Source organism: Aeromonas sp. R2-4 (genome assembly GCF_040908365.1).
In the GTDB taxonomy this organism is placed as follows: domain Bacteria; phylum Pseudomonadota; class Gammaproteobacteria; order Enterobacterales; family Aeromonadaceae; genus Aeromonas; species Aeromonas veronii.
Map to the genome: position 1 here is coordinate 39390 of NZ_JBFODO010000015.1, position 17966 is coordinate 57355.

A 17966-nucleotide genomic window follows, 5' to 3' on the forward strand; every position below is an offset into this window, starting at 1 on the left:
TTCTAGGCAATCTGTTACTATGGTAAAAATGAATTGTTGGCATTTAACTATGGCTAATATCGATGGATAGCTCGCTCGCCCGTCTCGACCTCAACCTGCTTGCCGTATTCGACATGCTGATGCAGGAGCGCAATGTCACCCGTGCCGCTGAACGGCTGTATCTCTCCCAATCCACCGTCAGTCACGCCTTGGGGCGGCTGCGGGTGGCGCTGGATGACCCGCTGTTCGTGATGAGTCGGCGCGAGATGATGCCGACCGAGCGGGCCAAGGCGCTGGCCGGGCCGGTGCGCCAGGCGCTGGCAATGCTGGAGCAGGGATTGCGGCAGGCCAAAGGGTTTGATCCCGCTACCGCACGGCGAATTTTCCGCATCGCCACCCCGGGCTCGGTGGAGCACGGGCTGGTGCCGGTGCTGGTGGACAGGCTCCATCGGCAGGCCCCTCACTGTCGGCTTGAGGTGTGCGAGCTGGCGGACAGCGACTACGAGCGGGAGTTGGAAAAGGGTGAGCTGGATCTGGTGATCGGTTTCGCCGGGGCGAATCACCTCTCACCCCGTTTGTGGCGGGAGGAGTGGTTCAACAACCCGCTGGTCTGCCTGTCGCCGCTTGGCAGCGAATTGCCCGATGTGCTGACTCCGGTCGAGTTGGTGAGCCGTCCCCACATCCACACCTCCAGTTGGGGTCACAGTCAGGCGATGGTGGAGCTCTGGCTGGCCCGCTTCGGGGTGGAGCGGGAGCTGGGCGTGCGGTTGCCGAGCTTTATGGCGGTGCCGCCGCTGATGGCGACCGGCCGCTATCTGGTGGTGGTGCCCGAGATGATCGGACGCCACTTCTGCCGCTACTACCCGCTGCGGATGCACCAGCTCGACCCCGCCATCCCCATCGTCTACCTAATGGCGGGGCACCCGCTCACCGCCCACGACGAGGCGATCGGCTGGTTCAAGAGCCTGTTGCACCAGCTGGTGTTCGACCTCTACGGCGACGATGCGCTCGGGACTCCCGCTCAGCGGATGCTGGCGAAGTAATCCAGCCCCATGGCGCTTTTCACCTCCGCCAATACCTCATCGGTGATGATGCGGGCCTGCTCGGTGCCCTGATAGAGCAGTTCCAGCAGCATCTTCTTGTCGGCAATGGCCGCGGCCCGGCGCTCCCGCATCGGGGCGAGCAGGGTCTGCAGGCAGTCATTGAGCACCTGTTTGCAGCGCATGTCCCCCAGTCCGCCGCGCCGGTAGTGCGCCTTCATTTCGGCGACCAGCGCCTTGTCGGGGTGGAAAGCATCGAGATAGGCGAACACCGTATTTCCCTCCACCTGACCGGGATCGCTCACCTTGAGGTGGTTGGGGTCGGTATACATGGCGAACACCGCCTGTTTGATCTCTTCCGCCGACATGCCGAGCTCTATGGTATTGCCGAGGGATTTGGACATCTTGGCCTTGCCGTCGATGCCGGGCAGGCGGCCGGTGTCGCTCAGGATCGGCTGGCATTCGGTCAGCACCTCTTTGCCTACCAGAGAGTTGAAGCGGCGGACGATCTCGTTGGTCTGCTCCAGCATCGGCAGCTGATCTTCCCCGACCGGCACATGGCTGGCGCGAAAGGCGGTGATGTCGGCTGCCTGACTCACCGGATAAACCAGAAAACCGGCCGGCAGTGTGCGTGCGAACCCTTTCTGCTGGATCTCCGCCTTGACGGTGGGGTTGCGCTCCAGCCGCGCGACGCTGACCAGATTGAGGTAGTAGCAGGTGAGTTCGGCGAGGGCGGGCAGGGCGCTTTGCAGACAGAAGGTTGTCTTGGCCGGGTCGAGGCCGACCGCCAGATAGTCGGCCATTACCTCCAGTACGTTGTCGGTCACCTTGGCCGGGTTGTGGCCGTTGTCGGTCAACGCCTGTAAGTCGGCGATCATCACGAATTGACGGTAGTGGTGCTGGGCTTCGACGCGCTGGCGCAGGGAGCCGACATAGTGGCCGATGTGCAGTTTGCCGGTGGGACGATCGCCAGTCAGGATTACGGGGTTGTGCATGTCACTCTCTCCAGTTGGGTGAGCCGGGAGGCGACAAAGGGATAAAAACAGTTGACCGCCTCTCGGCGGTCACGGTGTTTTCTTTGGGAAATTTACAATAGAAACGCGGTGCCGCCTGTTTAGGAGCAGCACCACCAGTAGTTGTGATTGAATGCGGTCATATTCATAGCAAATCACACTACGCCGGTTTCATTACTTCTGCAATGGGACGACCAGCAGATCGCAGGGCACTGTATTCATCAGCTGACGGGCGCTGGAGGTGAGCAGGCTCCAGAAGCTCTGGCGATGGCCGCACACCAGCAGGTCGATCTCGTACTCCTTGACTGCCTGATTGACCCGCTCGCTCAGATCGCCGCAGATCACCAGCTTCTTCTCGATGGGGTAGTCCACCGAGGCCAGAAATGCCTCCAGCTTCTCTTTCGCTTCGGCGATCACCTGATCCTGCACGTTGTCGATGTCGATATCGATCATCTCGGTGTAGAGATCCTTGAGGTCCACATCGACATGGATAACCGACAGCTTGGCGCCGTTGGAGCGGGCTCTGTCCACCGCCTTGTCGATCACCTTGCGGTTGTCTTCAGAGAGGTCGATCGCGGCCAGAATATGCTTGTAATAGGTTGTTCCACTCATGGGGGTTCTCCTTACCGATCCTTCAGCCCACTATACCAATCTCTGCTGAAACTAAAATGGTGCCTCAGGCACAGTTTTGGGATTTAAATGAGTTTAATGACGTGTGACACAGGGTCAGCCACTCAGTTATTAACCACTATTTGCCTATAAATTAAACAAGAGTTTGACGCCGGTCACACCCCCCGGCTTGCCGATCAGGGGGGAGAGGCATAGGATGGGCCCGTGCTTCGCAATGAACACAAAACAACAAAAAGCATCTGAATACCGCTTTGGGGAGCCACGTGCTCCCTTTTGTTTTTCTGCCTCATTTCCCGCGGCTTTTCTGACTGATAGCGATCCGGCATCAAGTTAATCTCCTTCGATTTGGTTATGCTGTAGCCAGTTTCTTTGGAGGCCTTCCCATGATCATTCATCCCCAGATTCAAGGTTGTGTTGCCCGCAACTGTCACCCCATCGGCTGTCGCGCCGCCGTGCAGCAGCAGATCGAACGGATCAAGGCCGCTGGCCCGTTCAACGGTCCCAAGCGGGTGCTGGTGCTGGGGGCCTCCTCCGGGTTTGGACTGGCGTCGCGCATTGCGCTCGCCTTTGGTGCCGGTGCCGACACCATCGGTATCTCGTTTGAGCGCGGCCCTTCCGACAAAGGATTGGGCAGCGCCGGCTGGTACAACAACATCTGGTTTCGCAAGGAGGCGGAGCAGGAGGGGCGTATCGCCATCAACCTGATCGGTGATGCCTTCTCCGACGGCATGCGTCAGCAGGCCATCGACACCATCCGCCAGCAGCTGGGGCAGGTGGATCTGGTGATCTATTCGCTCGCGAGCGGCATCCGGGTGCTGCCCGACGGCACGCAAGTGCGCTCGGTGCTCAAGACCACCGGCCAGCCATTCAGCGGTTGGGGATTGGATCTGGAGCGCGATATTCTGGTGCAGCAGTCGCTGGCGCCCGCCACGCCGGAGGAGATCCGCGATACCGTCACCGTGATGGGCGGCGAGGATTGGCAGCTCTGGATGCAGGCGTTGCAGCAGGCCGGTTGTCTCGCTCCCGGCGCGCAGACCGTCGCCTACTCCTACATCGGCCCCGAATCCACCTATCCCCTCTATCGGGATGGCACCATCGGTTATGCCAAGGAGCATCTGCACGCCACCGCCGAGACCATCAACCTGCAGCTGGCCGAGATTGGCGGCCACGCCTGGGTATCGGTCTGCAAGGCGCTGGTGACCAAGGCGAGCGCCTATATTCCGGTGTTGCCGGTTTATCTCGGCTTGCTGATGGGGGTGATGAAGGAGCGCGGTGTACACGAAGGCTGTATCGAGCAGATGCAGCGGCTGTTTGCAGCCAAGATGTATGGGCCCAATGGGGTGGTGGCCGATGGCAACCGGCTGATCCGGATGGATGATCACGAGCTCGACCCGGCCATTCAGGCCGCCGTTTCGGCGCTCTGGCCCAAGGTGACGCCGGAGAATTTCCACGGGCTGGGGGATTTTGCCGGGCTGCGGCAGGATTTCATGCAGCTCAACGGCTTCGAGTTGCCGGGCGTTGATTACGGTGCGCCGGTGGATGTCGCCTCCCTTGGCGAGCTGACACCCTGAGTTGGCAGGAACGAGATCCCCCTCTCTCTGGCGGGTTGATTCATGGCCGGAGTGTGGCGACAATCGATACCAAATCACTGAGGAGAAACAAGATGTTGGCCAAAGCCATGATCGAGAAGTTGAACGAGCAGATTAACCTGGAGTTCTACTCCTCCAATCTCTATCTGCAGATGAGCGCCTGGTGTGAAGACAAGGGTTTCGAGGGGGCTGCCACCTTCCTGCGCCAGCACGCCGTCGAGGAGCGCCAGCATATGGAGCGTCTGTTCACCTACGTGAGCGAGACCGGCGCCATGCCCAAGCTGGGCGCCATCGATGCCCCTCCCCACGAGTTCAAGTCGCTGGGCGACGTGTTCCGTACCACCCTGGAGCACGAGTACCACATCACCAAGTGCATCAATGGTCTGGCCCACGTAGCCTTCACTACTCAGGACTACTCCACTTTCAACTTTCTGCAGTGGTATGTGGCCGAGCAGCATGAAGAGGAGAAGCTGTTCAAGAGCATCGTCGACCGTCTCGGTCTGGTGGGTGAAGATGGCAAAGGCCTCTACTTCATCGACAAGGAGCTGGCCGAACTGGCCAAGGGCGCCCCAGCCAGCATCATGGACAGCAACGCCTGATAGTCGTGGACACTTAGTGTTCAGCCAGTACAATAACGGCCCTTTTAAGGGCCGTTGTTTATTCTGGTGGGCTGCCACTATGGTTCTGTTCCGCCAGAGGCAATCTCGGTTCTGGCCAGGTGCCGTTTCTATTTTGATAAGTGAGTGATGATGAAGCAGGTCGATGTGGTGGTGATCGGGGCCGGTGCGGCCGGATTGATGTGTGCGGCGCAGGCGGGCTACCGTGGCCGCTCCGTGCTGGTGCTCGACAACGCCAAGAAACCGGGCCGCAAGATCCTCATCAGTGGTGGCGGTCGCTGCAACTTCACCAACCATCAGGCGGGCGCTCACGCCTACCTGTCGGAGAATCCCCACTTCAGCAAGTCGGCGCTGGCCCGCTACACCCAGCAGGATTTCATCGATCTGGTGGATCGCCACGGGGTCAACTATCACGAGCGCACCCTGGGGCAGCTGTTCTGTCTCGAGAGCGCCAAGGATATCGTCGATGTGCTGCTCACCGAGTGTGACTGGGCCGGGGTGACCCTGCAGTTCCAGACCGAGATCCTCACCGTCAGCAAGCAGGATGAGGGCTTCGTGCTGACCACCAGCAAGGGTGAGATCGGCTGTCACTCGCTGGTGGTGGCGACCGGTGGTCTCTCTATGCCCAAGCTGGGGGCCACCCCTTACGGCTTCAAGTTGGCGGAGCAGTTCGGCCTCAACGTGCTGCCGACCCGCGCCGGTCTGGTGCCTTTTACCCTCCATCAGACGGAGAAAGAGGCGTTTGCCGATCTGGCGGGCATCAGCCTGCCGGTAGCGGTGACCGCCGAGGATGGCACTCGCTTCAAGGAGGCGATGCTGTTCACCCATCGCGGCCTCTCCGGCCCCGTCATCCTGCAGATCTCCTCCTACTGGCATGCCGGCGAGAAGATCCATATCAACCTGCTGCCGGAGCTGGATATTCCGGCCGCCCTGCGTGAGTGGGTGCAGGCTCACCCGGCGCAGGAGCTGAAAACCGTGCTGGGGCGCGAGCTGCCCAAGCGCTTCGTCGACAAGCTGGTGGAGCTGGGTCAGCTGGTCAGCAAGCCGATGCGCCAATACAACGAGCGGGAGTTGGAAGCGGTGGCCAACCTGCTGGGTGACTGGCAGATCCTGCCCAACGGCACCGAGGGGTATCGCACCGCCGAAGTGACCCTGGGGGGCGTCGATACCAACGAGCTCTCCTCCAAGACCATGGAAGCGCGCAAGGTGCCCGGTCTCTACTTCATCGGCGAAGTGGTGGATGTGACCGGCTGGCTCGGTGGCTACAACTTCCAGTGGGCCTGGTCCTCCGGCTGGGTGGCCGGTCAGTACTGTTGATGTCACAGGGGCTGGTTTATCCGGCCCCGATTTATTGGTCAGGGTTATGGTGATCGGTCGGGTTGCCGCAAGGGGGCGCAGATGCTTGAGAATCAGATGATGTTGTTGGCGGTGTTCGAGCGGGCAGCGCTGATGCTGATGACCCTCTTCTTTCTGACCCGCACCCGGCCGTTCCAGCGGCTGTTCCAGAAGCGGGATCACACCCCGGCCGAGCTGGTGCTGGTAGCCTCCATCTTCTGCTTGTTTGCGGTGTTCAGTACCTACACCGGTATTCCGGTGGAGGGGGCGCTGATCAACGTGCGGATCATCGCCATCATCTCCGGCGGCATCCTGTTCGGCCCCTGGGTCGGCATTCCGGCCGGGGTCATCTCCGGCCTGCACCGCTATCTCATCGACATGGATGGTCACACCTCCATCCCTTGTCTTATCGCCAGCATCATCGCCGGCCTGCTCGCCACTTGGTTGCACCTGCGCTGTCGCAAGTCGCGGCTCTGGCTCTACGGCATTCTGGCTGGGATGCTGTGCGAAGGGCTCACCATGCTGCTGATCTGGCTGCTGACTGAGCCCCACGAAGTCGGGGTGGAGATCGTTAACCATATCGCCTATCCGATGATCGCCGGGGCGCTCTGCATCGGCCTCATCATCAAGCTGGTGCAGGATCTGGATGACGAGAAGGAGCTGATTGCTGCCAAGCAGGCCAAGCTGGCGCTCGATATCGCCAACAAGACGCTGCCCTTCTTCCAGAACATCGATCGCCACTCCCTCAGTCAGGTGTGTGATGTGATCCGGCGCGACATCAGCGCCGATGCGGTGGCCATCACAGATACCCATGACGTGCTGGCTTATGTCGGTGTGGGCAAGGACTATTACGAGCTGGACGAGCACCACGCCATCAGCGGCATGACCCAGCAGGCGGTGCTGCTCGACCAGATCATCATCAACAACGATCTGCGCCAGTACCATCTGGCCGACTTCCACTCGGTCATCATTATTCCGCTGCGGGAGAACGGCGCTGTCAGCGGCACCCTCAAGATCTACTACCGCCGCACCCACAGCATCACCAGTTCCCTGCGGGAGATGGCGGTGGGCCTCTCCCAGCTCATCTCCACCCAGATGGAGGTGTCGCGCATCGAGCAACTCAAGGAGATGACCCGCAAGGCGGAGTTCACCGCGCTGCAGAGCAAGATCAACCCGCACTTCCTGTTCAATGCCCTCAACGCCATCTCGTCGCTGATCCGCATCCGGCCCCAGCAGGCGCGCCAGCTCATCGCCAATCTGGCGGATTATCTGCGCTACAACCTCAACAAGGGGGATGAACTCATCGACATTCAGGAGGAGCTGCAGCAGGTGCGCGACTACGTGGCCATCGAGCAGGCCCGCTTCGGCGACAAGCTGGAGGTGGTGTTCGAGGTGGACGACGTGCACATTCAGGTGCCGAGCCTGCTGTTGCAGCCGCTGGTGGAAAACGCCATCCTGCATGGCATCCAGCCCCGCAGCGCGCCGGGTCGGGTCACCATCGAGGTGAAGCAGCTGGCGGGCGGCATCCGGGTATCGGTGCGGGACACCGGTTACGGCATCAGTCAAGCGGTGATCGATGGGGTGGCCGCCGGTCGGGTGGAGAGCCGCAGCATCGGCCTGATGAACGTGCATCAGCGGGTCAAGCTGCTCTATGGCGATGGCCTGCATCTCAAGCGGCTGGAGCCGGGTACCGAAGTGAGTTTCTATCTGCCGGATCAGGAGTCGATGCCATGCTGAGAGCCATCATGGTTGAGGATAAGTGTGTGCCGCGAGAGGTGTTGTCATGCTGAAAGCGATCATAGTGGAAGACGAGTATCTGGCTCGCGAGGAGTTGATCTATCTGGTGAATCAGCACAGCACCATCGAGATAGTGGCGAGTTTTGAGGATGGGCTGGAGGCGTTCAAATACCTGCAGGATCACGAGGTGGATGTGGTGTTTCTGGATATCCAGATCCCCTCCATCGATGGCCTGCTGCTGGCCAAGAACCTGCACAAGTCGAGTCACCCGCCCCACATCGTCTTCGTCACTGCCTACAAGGAGTTTGCGGTGGAGGCGTTCGAGCTGGAGGCGTTCGACTACATCCTCAAGCCCTACAACGAGCCGCGCATCATCAATCTGCTGCAAAAGCTCGAGCATGCGGGCAAGTCGCAGCCAGCCTCCACGGGGGAGGCGAGCGGCGAGGGGAGCAGCTCCCACAATCGCACCGTCAATCTGGTGAAGGGGGAGCGCATCATCGTCACCCCCTGCGAGCAGATCTACTATGCGGAAGCCGACGAGAAGCTTACCTATGTCTACACCCGTGATGACCGCTACGTGATGACCATGACCATCAGCGAGTTTGTCAGCCGGCTGCCTGCCGAGGGGTTCTTTCGCTGCCACCGCTCCTACTGCGTCAACATCAACAAGATCCGCGAAATAGTCCCCTGGTTTAACAGCACCTACCTCATTCGGCTCCATGATCTGCCGTTCGAGGTGCCGGTCAGTCGCAGCAACATCAAGGCGTTCCGTCAGCTGATGCGGCTCTGATTGTCATTCATTCCCGCCGATCTGCATTTCATGCCTTAATCGATCGGCGCGAGCTGCGTCTTGCCTATAGTGGCCTCAATTTCCTTAAGGCCATCGACCGAGACGCATCATGACCAAAGAGATGAATCGCACCCGGTACCTGACACTGATCGGTACCATCATCACCCAGTTCGCACTGGGTTCTGTCTATACCTGGAGCCTGTTCAACGCCCAGCTCTCCGACAAGCTGGACGAGCCGGTGAGTCAGGTCGCTTTCGCCTTCGGCCTGCTCAGCCTCTCGCTGGCGGTCGCCTCCTCCATGGCGGGCAAGCTGCAGGAGCGATTCGGGGTGCGCAACGTGACCCTGGGCGCCGGTGTGCTGCTCGGCATCGGCTTCTTCCTCACCGCCCACGCCAGCAATCTGGCGATGCTCTACCTCTGCGCGGGCATTCTGGTCGGTTTTGCCGACGGTACCGGTTACCTCATGACCCTCTCCAACTGCGTGAAGTGGTTCCCGGAGCGCAAGGGGCTGATCTCCGCCTGTTCCATCGGGGCCTATGGCCTCGGCAGTCTCGGTTTCAAATACATCAACCTGCTGCTGCTCTCCAGCTCCGGCCTTGAGACCACCTTCCAGCTGTGGGGCTTGATTGCGATGTCCATGGTGCTGGTGGGCGGCATGCTGATGAAGGATGCGCCCAAGCAGGCCGCCTCCGTGCAGCAGAGCGAGAGCCGTGACTTCACTCTGGCGGAGGCGATGCGCAAGCCGCAGTACTGGATGCTGGCGCTGATGTTCCTCACCGCCTGCATGAGCGGCCTCTATGTCATCGGCGTGGCCAAGGATATCGGCGAGAAGATGGTGGGTCTGCCTGCCGTGGTCGCTGCCAATGCCGTCGCCATCATCGCCATGGCCAACCTGGGTGGCCGTCTGGTGCTGGGTATCCTCTCCGACAAGATGTCCCGCATCCGGGTCATCACCATCGCCCAGCTGATTACCCTGGCGGGCATGGCGCTGCTGCTGTTCGTGCCGCTCAATGCCAATCTGTTCTTCGTGGCGGTTGCCTGTGTGGCCTTCAGCTTCGGTGGCACCATCACCGTCTACCCCTCGCTGGTGAGCGACTTCTTCGGTCTCAACAACCTGACCAAGAACTACGGTGTCATCTATCTGGGCTTTGGTCTGGGCAGCATCATCGGCTCCATCGTAGCCTCCCTGTTTGGCGGCTTTATGGCGACCTTCCACCTGATCCTGGTGTTGCTGGTGGTGGCGCTGGTGCTCTCCCTCACCATCCGCCTGCCGGCACCGGTAGCGGTCGAGCGGGCCTGATAAGTCTCCCTGCCACAGTAAGCAAAAACAGAGACCCGGGCCCTGCCCGGGTCTTTGCATTTCCGATGGTTGATCAGCGCGGCGTTAGCCCCAGCAGCTGGCGGGCCTGACGGCAGCTCTCTTCCACCGTTGACCAGTCGTCACCGGTTACCGTGATATGGCCCATCTTGCGGCCGGGGCGGGGGTCGCCCTTGCCGTAGAGGTGCAGATGCAGGTCGGGCAGCGCCAGCAGAGCGGCCCAGTCGGGGGTGCCGTTCTGCCAGAGATCCCCCAGCAGGTTGATTAACAGGGCTGGGCGCACGGCAATCTGCTCCGGCAGCGGCAGATCGCACAGGGCCCGCACCTGCAACTCGAACTGGCTGCATGCGGCGTTGTCGATGCTGGGGTGACCCGAGTTGTGGGGACGGGGCGCCAGCTCGTTGACCAGCAGTCGGCCTTCCACCAGAAAGAACTCCACCGTCAGTACCCCCACGTAATCGAGGGCGGCAATCAGTCGCTCAGCGATCCCTTTGGCTTCTCTCTCCAGCACCGGCACATTGGCCGGGGAGCGGGTCTGATCGAGAATGCCGCCGCAGTGCCAGTTCTGCACCAGTGGCAGGGAGCTGATGGCGCCGCTCGGGCTGCGGGCCAGGGTCAGGGCAAACTCCCCCTCCAGCGCCAGCCGTTTTTCCAGCACGCAGGGCACGCCACTGGCTGCCAGCGCCGTCGCCAGCTCATCCAGATCGCTCACCTGCCACTGCCCCTTGCCGTCGTACCCCTCGCGGGCCGTCTTGAGAATGGCGGGGAAGATTTCGCTGGCCTGTGCGGGGATGGGCTCTTCCGGCAGTAGCGCCAGATAGGGGGCGATCGGGATGTCAGCACCGCGCAGAAAGGCTTTCTCCTCGCGGCGATCCTGACAGATGCGCACCGCGCTGGCGCCTGGGCGCACCGGCTTGTGTTTTTCGAGCAGCGCGAGGGTGGCGGCTGGCACATTTTCGAACTCGCAGCTGATGGCGGCGCAGCGGCTGGCCAGCTCGAGCAGGGCGGTCTGGTCGTCATAGGGGGCGACAATATGGTGATCGGCTGCGGCACCGGCGATGCTGGCCGGATCGGGATCCAGTACCACCACCTTGTAGCCGAGGCGGTGGGCGGCCATCACGAAGTAGCGGCCAAGTTGGCCGCCCCCCAGCATGCCGAGGGTGGCGGGTGGCACTATCATGTCGGCTCCTCCAGTTGCAGCGCCAGCACCCGGTCGCGCTCGTGGGTACGGAAGTCGTCGAGCTGCTGCCGGTAGCGGGGGGCGTCGTCATCTCGGGCGACCGAGAGCAGAGAGACCGCGAACAGGGCGGCGTTGGCGGCCCCCGCCTCGCCGATGGCGAAGGTGGCGACCGGCACCCCCTTGGGCATCTGCACGATGGAGAACAGGGAGTCCATCCCCTTGAGATGACGGGAGGGGATGGGCACCCCCAGCACCGGCAATGTGGTCTTGGCGGCGACCATACCCGGCAGGTGGGCGGCACCACCGGCCCCGGCGATGATGGCGCGCAGGCCGCGCTCGCGGGCAGTGGCGGCATACTCGAACAGCAGATCCGGGGTGCGATGGGCCGAGACCACCTGTGCCTCGTAGGGCACGCCGTGCTCCTTGAGGATGCGGGCGGCGGCCTGCAGCACGGGCCAGTCGGAGTCGGAGCCCATTACCAGGCCGATCAGCGGAGGGGTGTTCATGTGTATTTGTTCCTTGCTGTTAAACGTTTGCTTTTGGTAAACAAAAAGAGCCGGCAAGCCGGCTCAGAATTTCTCGGGTCGCACGATTTCGACCGGTTGCAGAAAGGCGATCATGGCGTAGTCGGGGTAGTAGCGACTCTGCAGGTGGGCCAGCAGCCGCTCTGCTTGCTCCCGACTGCAGATCGCCTCCAGCCGGATGTTGCCGCTCTCGCTCCAGCTGGCGTTGCGCTCGCCATGATCCCCCCGGCCGCGGGCATCTGTGATGGTGTAGCCGCGCAGCCCCTCGCGGGTGAGGGTGCGCAGCAGGGTCGGCTCCAGATTGGCTTCCGTAATGACGGTCAGCAGGGTGCGGGTCTCGGTCTGCATGTGGCTACTCCGTGAAGTGGCGGGCCCAGCTGTGGTAGAGCGGGATCCCCAGCATGATGTTGAACGGGAAGGTGACCCCCAGCACGGCGCTGAGGGACAGCCCCGGGTTGGCCTGAGGCACGGCGATGCGCATGGTAGCCGGCACGGCAATATAGGAGGCGCTGGCCGCTAGGGTAGCCAGCAAGGTCAGGCCGCCGAGAGAGAGGCCCATCAGCTGGCCAGCCGCCAGCCCCAGTCCCGCCGAGGCGAGCGGCATCAACAGGGCGAAGCCGAGCAGGAACAGGCCGTGGCGGCGCAGATCCTGACACTGACGGGCGACGATCAGGCCCATCTCCAGCAGGAACAGCGCCAGCGCACCCTTGAACAGGTCGACAAACAGCGGTTTGAGTGGAGCAATTCCGTCCGGCCCGGCCAGATAGCCGATGGCCATACCGCCGAGAAGCAGGGTTACCCCTTTGCCGAGGAAGGTCTCGTGGGCCAGCATGCGCCAGCGGGTCTCGCGGCTGATGCCGCGGGCCAGCACTATGCCCACCAGAATGGCGGGGATCTCCATCACCGCGAGGAAGATGGAGAGCTGTGATTCAAAGCTGATGCCCCGCTCGGTGAGCCAGTTCACCCCGACCGCAAAGGTGGCGACGCTGACCGAACCATAGTGGGCGGCGGTGGCGGCGGCATCGACCCGGTTCATCTTGAGGCGTAGCACGGCAAAGCCGAGCAGGGTCTGCACCACGCCGAGCAGGATCACTAGCGCCAGTTGTGGCAGCAGAGGTTGCAGGGATTGCTGGGCCAGACCGACGCCGCCCTTGAGGCCGATGGCCAGCAGCAGAAAGAGGGAGAGGGTGTCGTAGAGGGCAGGAGGCAGTTTGAGCTCGGAGCGCACCAGACCGGCCAGCAGACCAAACAGAAAGAAGAGTACAACAACGTCCAGCATGATGGTTCGCAGGGCAGTTCAGATAATGGTTGCATGCTAGAGCCCGCAATGTTTCGATAAAATCAGATTTTCGCTGATGGTTGTTCGGTAAAAACTGATAGGGAACGGCATGCTCAACTACAAACAGCTCTACTACTTCTGGCATGTGGCACGCAGCGGCAGCGTGACGCAGGCCGCCGAACAGCTGCATCTCACGCCGCAGACCATCAGCGGTCAGGTGGCCGAGCTGGAGCAGTCCCTCGGAGTGGCGCTGTTCAACCGGGTGGGGCGGCGTCTGGTGCTGACTGCTGCGGGTCGGCAGGCGCAGGAGCAGGCGGGGGCCATTTTCTCGCTCGGTGCCGAGCTGGAGCACACCCTGCGCCACGCCAGTCAGGAGCTGACCATGCAGGTGGGGATCGCCGATTCGGTACCCCGTACTCTGGCGTTCGAGCTGCTGGCTCCCGCAATGGCGCTGGCGACCCCGTTGCGGCTGGTGTGTCACGAGGAGCGGGCCGAGCAGCTGTTCAGCGAACTGGCCCGCCACAAGCTGGATATGGTGCTGATCGATCGCCCTCTCCCTCCCGACAGCGGCGTGCGTGGCTATAACCACGAGCTGGGGCGCAGTCCACTGGCGCTGTTTGCCAGTCCCGAGCTGGCGGCGCGGGCGCGGGACGGCTTTCCCGCCTCGCTGGAGGGGTTGCCGTTGCTTATTCCCGGAGAGAAGTCTGCCACCCACGATCGGCTGCTGGAGTGGTATCGCCAGCAGGGCATTCATCCCCATCTGGTGGGACAGTTTGATGACTCCACCCTGATGAAGTCGTTCGGCAAGGCGGGGATGGGGATCTTCCCGGCGCCGCTGGCGATGGCCGACGAGATTGGCCGCCTCTACGGGGTGGAGCGGATTGCGACCCTCACCGAGGTCACCCTCTCTTACTATCTGGTCTCGGCAGGGCGCCATCTCTCCCATCCCGGGGTACAGGCGGTGATGGAGGGCGCCCAGCAGCGGCTGGCGGCGCTGGCTGGCAATAAATAGAAATCTGGATGGCTATACATCCAGCTTTGCTCTGCCTATAATCCTCCCGCTTTGGCGCATCATGCTTAATAGGGAATCCGGTGAGAATCCGGAGCTGGCGCGCAGCGGTAAGGGGGAACGAAGCGACATCAGGGCACTGCCGTCAGGCGGGAAGCCGTCGCCGTAGGCTATCAGCCCCCGAGCCCGAAGACCTGCCAGAGTTCGTATTTCGGGCCGAGAGAAACCGGCCACGAAGTAGATACTTACGCGAACTTAAGGATCTCTCATGTCGAAGAAATTTCTGGCGGCTGCCCTGTTGCCGACGGCGGCGTTTGCCCAGCAGCTGACCATTCCCGTCAATCCCACCATGGTGGTGACCGCTACCCGCGTCGCCCAACCTGCCTCCAGCGTGCTTGCCCCGGTCAATGTGGTGACCCGGGACGAGATCGATCGCCTGCAAGCTCAGACCGTGACCGATGTGGTCAAGACCCTGCCCGGTGTGGAAGTGGTCAGCAATGGTGGCCGCGGCCAGCTCAGCTCGCTGCGGGTGCGTGGTGGCACCTCTTCCCAGACGCTGGTGCTGGTGGATGGGGTGCGCAGTGCCTCCCTGACCGCCGGGATGACCGAACTGAACAATCTGCCACTCAATCAGGTCGAGCGGATCGAGTATATCCGCGGCCCGCGCGCCACCATTTACGGCTCCGACGCCATCGGCGGGGTGATCAACATCATTACCCGTCCCGACAAGGGGACAAATCAGCACAAGTTCAATATCGGTGCTGGTTCCCATCAACAGCGTCAGGCCGCTTTCAGTAGTGCCAGCCAGGTAGGTGAGGCGGGTCAGCTCAAGGTGGCTGGCGGTTTTGATGATGAAGAGGGTTACAACGTACACCCCTTGCCCGGCATCAACGATGGTGACCGTCACGGGCATCAGGGCTACAACGCCATGCTGGACTACCAGCAGGCGCTCGGCAGCAATTGGGATCTGTTCGGTACAACCCGCTGGTTCCGCAATGTGGCCCAGTACGACCGCTCTTCTGCGGCTTCCGCCTGGGGGCCTGCCACCCATCAGCGCAACGAGACCTGGACTGAAAACCAGAGCTATCAGCTGGGGTCGCGCTATCACGATGATCGCTATCTGAGTGAGTTGCGTGGCGCCTTCTCCAAACAGGATGCTTACGACTATCAGGACAACAGTGGCCGCGATCAGGCTGATAACCGGACCTATACCCGCCAGTACAGCCTGAACTGGGTCAACAGCTTGAAATTGAACGAGAGCTGGACCTTGGGAGGCGGGGCCGATTGGCAGAGTGATCGACTGGATGATCGCTCCCTCTCTTCTGGTGTGACTTACCCAGCCGATGCCAAAGAGCGCGACAACACCGGCCTCTATGCCCTTGCCCAGTTCGACAGCCATACCTGGCAGGCCGAGCTGAGCGGCCGTAGCGATGACAACGAGCAGTTTGGCCGCCACAACACCTGGCAGACCGGCGCAGGCTGGCGCTTTGTCGAGGATTACCGCCTGAGTGCCCGCTACGGCACCGGTTTCCGCGCCCCCTCCTTTAACGACCTCTACTATCCGGGGTCAGGCAATCCTACCCTGAAGCCGGAAGAGTCGAAGAGCAGCGAGCTGATGCTGGACGGTCAAACCGCTGGCGTGGAGTGGCGAGCCACCGGTTATCGCAACGACTTCGAACAGATGATCCAGTGGGCACCCAACAGTCAGGGTATGTGGACACCACAGAACGTTGGCAAGGCGCGAATTGAAGGGATCGAGCTGGAAGGGGAGTTTGATACCGGCTGGGTGAGTCATCGGGTCTCTGCCGAATACAAGGATCCCAAAGACAAGGTAACCGACAAGCAGTTGCAGCTGATCTCCCGCAAAGGGGCCAAGTGGGTGACGCAGGCGCAGTGGCAGCAGTTTGATGGTTCATTGAGCTGGATCTATCAGGGTGAGCGCTATGGCGATGTGGCTAACACCACCAAACTCGGTGGCTACAGCGTGTGGAATCTGGCTGTCGGCTACAAGGTCACCCCGGCGCTCAAAGTATCTGGCAAGATCAACAACCTGCTGGACAAGGACTATCAGACGGCGGTGGGTTACCCTGCCGATGAGCGCGCTTACTACGTGACAATGGATTACTCACTCTAAGCCGGACCCGGCCAAGCGGAAAAATCAGGGGCCCTGCCATTGGCAGGGCCTTTTCTATTGGCGGCAGGCGGGAGTATGATCGCCGCCTTGCAGCAAAGGGGAGCTCAAGTGGCCAATATTCTCGTGTTTGATTCCGGTATGGGTGGCCTGACCATCTACCGCGAGATCCGCCGCGTTCTGTCGGCACACAACTATTTCTACTGCTTCGACAACGCCAACTTCCCCTATGGTGAATTGAGCGAGCCCGCCCTGATTGCTGCCTGCACCCGCTTGGTGACCACCATGGTAGCCCGTCATCATATCGATCTGGTGGTGATTGCCTGCAACACGGCCAGCACCATAGCGCTGCCGGCCTTGCGTGAGGCACTGGATATTCCCGTGGTGGGGGTGGTGCCAGCCATCAAGCCCGCCGCTGCACAGACTCGCAACGGTTGTATCGGTCTGCTTGCTACGCCGGGCACCGTCAGCCGCGACTATACCCATGAACTGATCGCCCAGTTTGCTCCCGGCAAGCAGGTGCTACTCAAGGGCACCACCGAGCTGGTCATAGAAGCCGAACACAAGCTGGCGGGCCTACCGGTCAATATGGCGCTACTGCACGAGGTATTGGCCGATTGGCTGGAGGGGGAAGAGAAGCCGGATACGCTGGTGCTTGGTTGCACTCACTTCCCGCTACTCAATGAAGAGATTGGGCAACTGATGCCGCAATGTCAGCTTATTGACTCGGGCAGTGCCGTTGCCAAACGGGTGGCCTGGTTGCTGAACAATGGCGGGCATGCCATCGTGCAGCCTGTACATATAGAAGAGGTAATTGCCAGGGCTTACTGTACCCGGCTGGATGGGGAGGCTCAAAAACTGACAGCCCCCTTGCAAGCATGGGGGCTGTCATCACTGGAAGAGGTGAAGTACTGACGAGCGGTTAGGCGTCAGTTTCGCTACCTTCTCTTTCCTCTTTATCACGTTTGTCATTCGCTTCACGCACCTTGAGGGTGCGCTGCTGATACTCTTTGTCATTCAAAGCGGCAATCGCCTTGGCGGCATCGGCGGCGGGCATCTCCACGAAACCGAAACCTCTGCGCTTGCCGGTTGCCTTGTCCTTCATCAACCGTACGGAAATTACCTGGCCCTGTTCGGCAAACAATTCGCGCACTGCGATCTCATTGGCGCGATATGGCAGGTTGCCTACATATAAGGTGCAAGTCTCCTGATTGGCGATCGACTCGGCGACATTAGCCGGGGTTCGCTTCAGGAACAGCGGTACCACGAAACCGCCGATGGCCAGACCTGCTGCAAAAATCACTTCCGCTTTCAAAGAGAACTGCAGGGCCTGGGCAACCAGGTAGCCAACCACTGCCAATACCAGAGCAAGGATTGCGGCCTGCATATATACGGGAAACTTGGATAAATTCATCTTAAAAGACCTTTTGTAAATGAAAGCAAAAAAGGTGCAACACTATATTCACCTCCATGGTAACCAGCTTTCCTGATTGGCGCTACCATGGACCACTCGGGAGAGGTTATCGGCTCCTGTATGGCATTCCCAAGGTCACTGAAGGCGACATAAATGACGCTAAAATGGGAGTGAAATAACCGGATTGTGGATAACATTGTATATATACACTGAATAAGCTGTTTCTAATTGAATAATTTGAAATTTTCGTGATTTTCTTCAAAAAAAGTCTTGTCATCGCAGCGCCGCTCCCTATAATGCGCCCCTACCAGCACGGCGGAACACGCCAGCCTGATGAGCCAGCTTCCTAGCGAAGTGGGTGCCGAAAGAAAAGCGAAAACA

17 protein-coding genes and 1 riboswitch are annotated in these 17966 nt (G+C 60.9%); of the genes, 10 read left to right on the top strand and 7 right to left on the bottom strand.

Going from position 1 to position 17966, the window contains the following annotated elements; genetic code table 11:
• The first annotated feature begins 62 nt into the window (after positions 1-62).
• Positions 63-1022 (top strand): LysR substrate-binding domain-containing protein, encoded by a 960-nt coding sequence (locus AB5Z05_RS07630; protein ID WP_368150863.1) that lies wholly within the window; start codon positions 63-65, stop codon positions 1020-1022.
• Here AB5Z05_RS07630 and trpS read toward each other — a convergent pair.
• Positions 1001-2014, bottom strand: coding sequence for a tryptophan--tRNA ligase (gene trpS / locus AB5Z05_RS07635; RefSeq protein WP_368150865.1), 1014 nt, complete (start codon positions 2012-2014; stop codon positions 1001-1003). The two genes, AB5Z05_RS07630 and trpS, sit on opposite strands and share 22 nt — an antisense overlap.
• Positions 2015-2206: 192 nt before the next feature.
• Positions 2207-2644 carry a universal stress protein gene (locus AB5Z05_RS07640; protein ID WP_005339229.1) on the bottom strand — a complete coding sequence of 146 codons (438 nt, stop codon included), beginning with the start codon at positions 2642-2644 and terminating at the stop codon, positions 2207-2209.
• A 401-nt stretch (positions 2645-3045) separates the two neighbouring features.
• Here AB5Z05_RS07640 and fabV point away from each other — a divergent pair, with 401 nt between their 5' ends.
• The 6 genes from fabV (at position 3046) to AB5Z05_RS07670 (ending at position 10030) form a co-directional block, all read left to right on the top strand.
• Complete coding sequence (gene fabV / locus AB5Z05_RS07645) at positions 3046-4233, top strand: enoyl-ACP reductase FabV (RefSeq protein WP_368150867.1); 1188 nt, start codon at positions 3046-3048, stop codon at positions 4231-4233.
• A gap of 92 nt (positions 4234-4325) precedes the next feature.
• Entirely contained in the window at positions 4326-4850 is a 525-nt protein-coding gene (gene ftnA, locus AB5Z05_RS07650) for a non-heme ferritin (RefSeq protein ID WP_041210835.1), read from the top strand.
• A 150-nt stretch (positions 4851-5000) separates the two neighbouring features.
• Positions 5001-6185 (top strand): NAD(P)/FAD-dependent oxidoreductase, encoded by a 1185-nt coding sequence (locus AB5Z05_RS07655; protein WP_368150883.1) that lies wholly within the window; start codon positions 5001-5003, stop codon positions 6183-6185.
• An 81-nt stretch (positions 6186-6266) separates the two neighbouring features.
• Positions 6267-7940 (top strand): sensor histidine kinase, encoded by a 1674-nt coding sequence (locus AB5Z05_RS07660; protein WP_164461915.1) that lies wholly within the window; start codon positions 6267-6269, stop codon positions 7938-7940.
• 46 nt (positions 7941-7986) lie between these two features.
• Positions 7987-8730, top strand: a complete 744-nt coding sequence (locus AB5Z05_RS07665; RefSeq protein ID WP_368150871.1) for a LytR/AlgR family response regulator transcription factor — start codon at positions 7987-7989, stop codon at positions 8728-8730.
• A 109-nt stretch (positions 8731-8839) separates the two neighbouring features.
• Positions 8840-10030 carry an MFS transporter gene (locus tag AB5Z05_RS07670; protein ID WP_040069602.1) on the top strand — a complete coding sequence of 397 codons (1191 nt, stop codon included), beginning with the start codon at positions 8840-8842 and terminating at the stop codon, positions 10028-10030.
• A gap of 73 nt (positions 10031-10103) precedes the next feature.
• On the opposite strand, the gene AB5Z05_RS07675 is transcribed toward AB5Z05_RS07670, so the two are convergent.
• The 4 genes from AB5Z05_RS07675 to AB5Z05_RS07690 all read right to left on the bottom strand — a co-directional run bounded on the left by AB5Z05_RS07675 (position 10104) and on the right by AB5Z05_RS07690 (position 13031).
• Positions 10104-11228: a 5-(carboxyamino)imidazole ribonucleotide synthase gene (locus AB5Z05_RS07675; RefSeq protein ID WP_368150874.1), complete on the bottom strand. Its 1125-nt coding sequence runs from the start codon at positions 11226-11228 to the stop codon at positions 10104-10106.
• On the bottom strand, positions 11225-11734 hold the full coding sequence (purE, locus tag AB5Z05_RS07680) for a 5-(carboxyamino)imidazole ribonucleotide mutase (protein ID WP_042054387.1): 510 nt from the start codon (positions 11732-11734) through the stop codon (positions 11225-11227). Before purE ends, AB5Z05_RS07675 begins: the two co-directional genes overlap by 4 nt.
• A 63-nt stretch (positions 11735-11797) precedes the next feature.
• Entirely contained in the window at positions 11798-12100 is a 303-nt protein-coding gene (locus AB5Z05_RS07685; RefSeq protein WP_005321666.1) for a hypothetical protein, read from the bottom strand.
• Positions 12101-12104: 4 nt separating this feature from the next.
• Positions 12105-13031: a sodium-dependent bicarbonate transport family permease gene (locus tag AB5Z05_RS07690; protein ID WP_005342109.1), complete on the bottom strand. Its 927-nt coding sequence runs from the start codon at positions 13029-13031 to the stop codon at positions 12105-12107.
• Between the two features lie 109 nt (positions 13032-13140).
• Here AB5Z05_RS07690 and AB5Z05_RS07695 point away from each other — a divergent pair, with 109 nt between their 5' ends.
• The 3 genes from AB5Z05_RS07695 (at position 13141) to murI (ending at position 17086) form a co-directional block, all read left to right on the top strand.
• A complete protein-coding gene (locus AB5Z05_RS07695) occupies positions 13141-14043 on the top strand; it encodes a LysR family transcriptional regulator (protein WP_139743165.1) in 903 nt (300 codons plus the stop codon).
• Positions 14044-14078: 35 nt separating this feature from the next.
• A riboswitch (cobalamin riboswitch) is annotated at positions 14079-14257 on the top strand.
• 51 nt (positions 14258-14308) lie between these two features.
• The gene (locus AB5Z05_RS07700; protein ID WP_368150878.1) at positions 14309-16174 is read left to right on the top strand and encodes a TonB-dependent receptor; all 1866 of its coding nucleotides are present in this window, start codon (positions 14309-14311) and stop codon (positions 16172-16174) included.
• A 108-nt stretch (positions 16175-16282) separates the two neighbouring features.
• The gene (gene murI / locus AB5Z05_RS07705; protein WP_368150880.1) at positions 16283-17086 is read left to right on the top strand and encodes a glutamate racemase; all 804 of its coding nucleotides are present in this window, start codon (positions 16283-16285) and stop codon (positions 17084-17086) included.
• Between the two features lie 7 nt (positions 17087-17093).
• Here murI and AB5Z05_RS07710 read toward each other — a convergent pair whose 3' ends face one another.
• On the bottom strand, positions 17094-17585 hold the full coding sequence (locus AB5Z05_RS07710) for an RNA-binding protein (RefSeq protein ID WP_005339200.1): 492 nt from the start codon (positions 17583-17585) through the stop codon (positions 17094-17096).
• Positions 17586-17966: the final 381 nt, after the last annotated feature.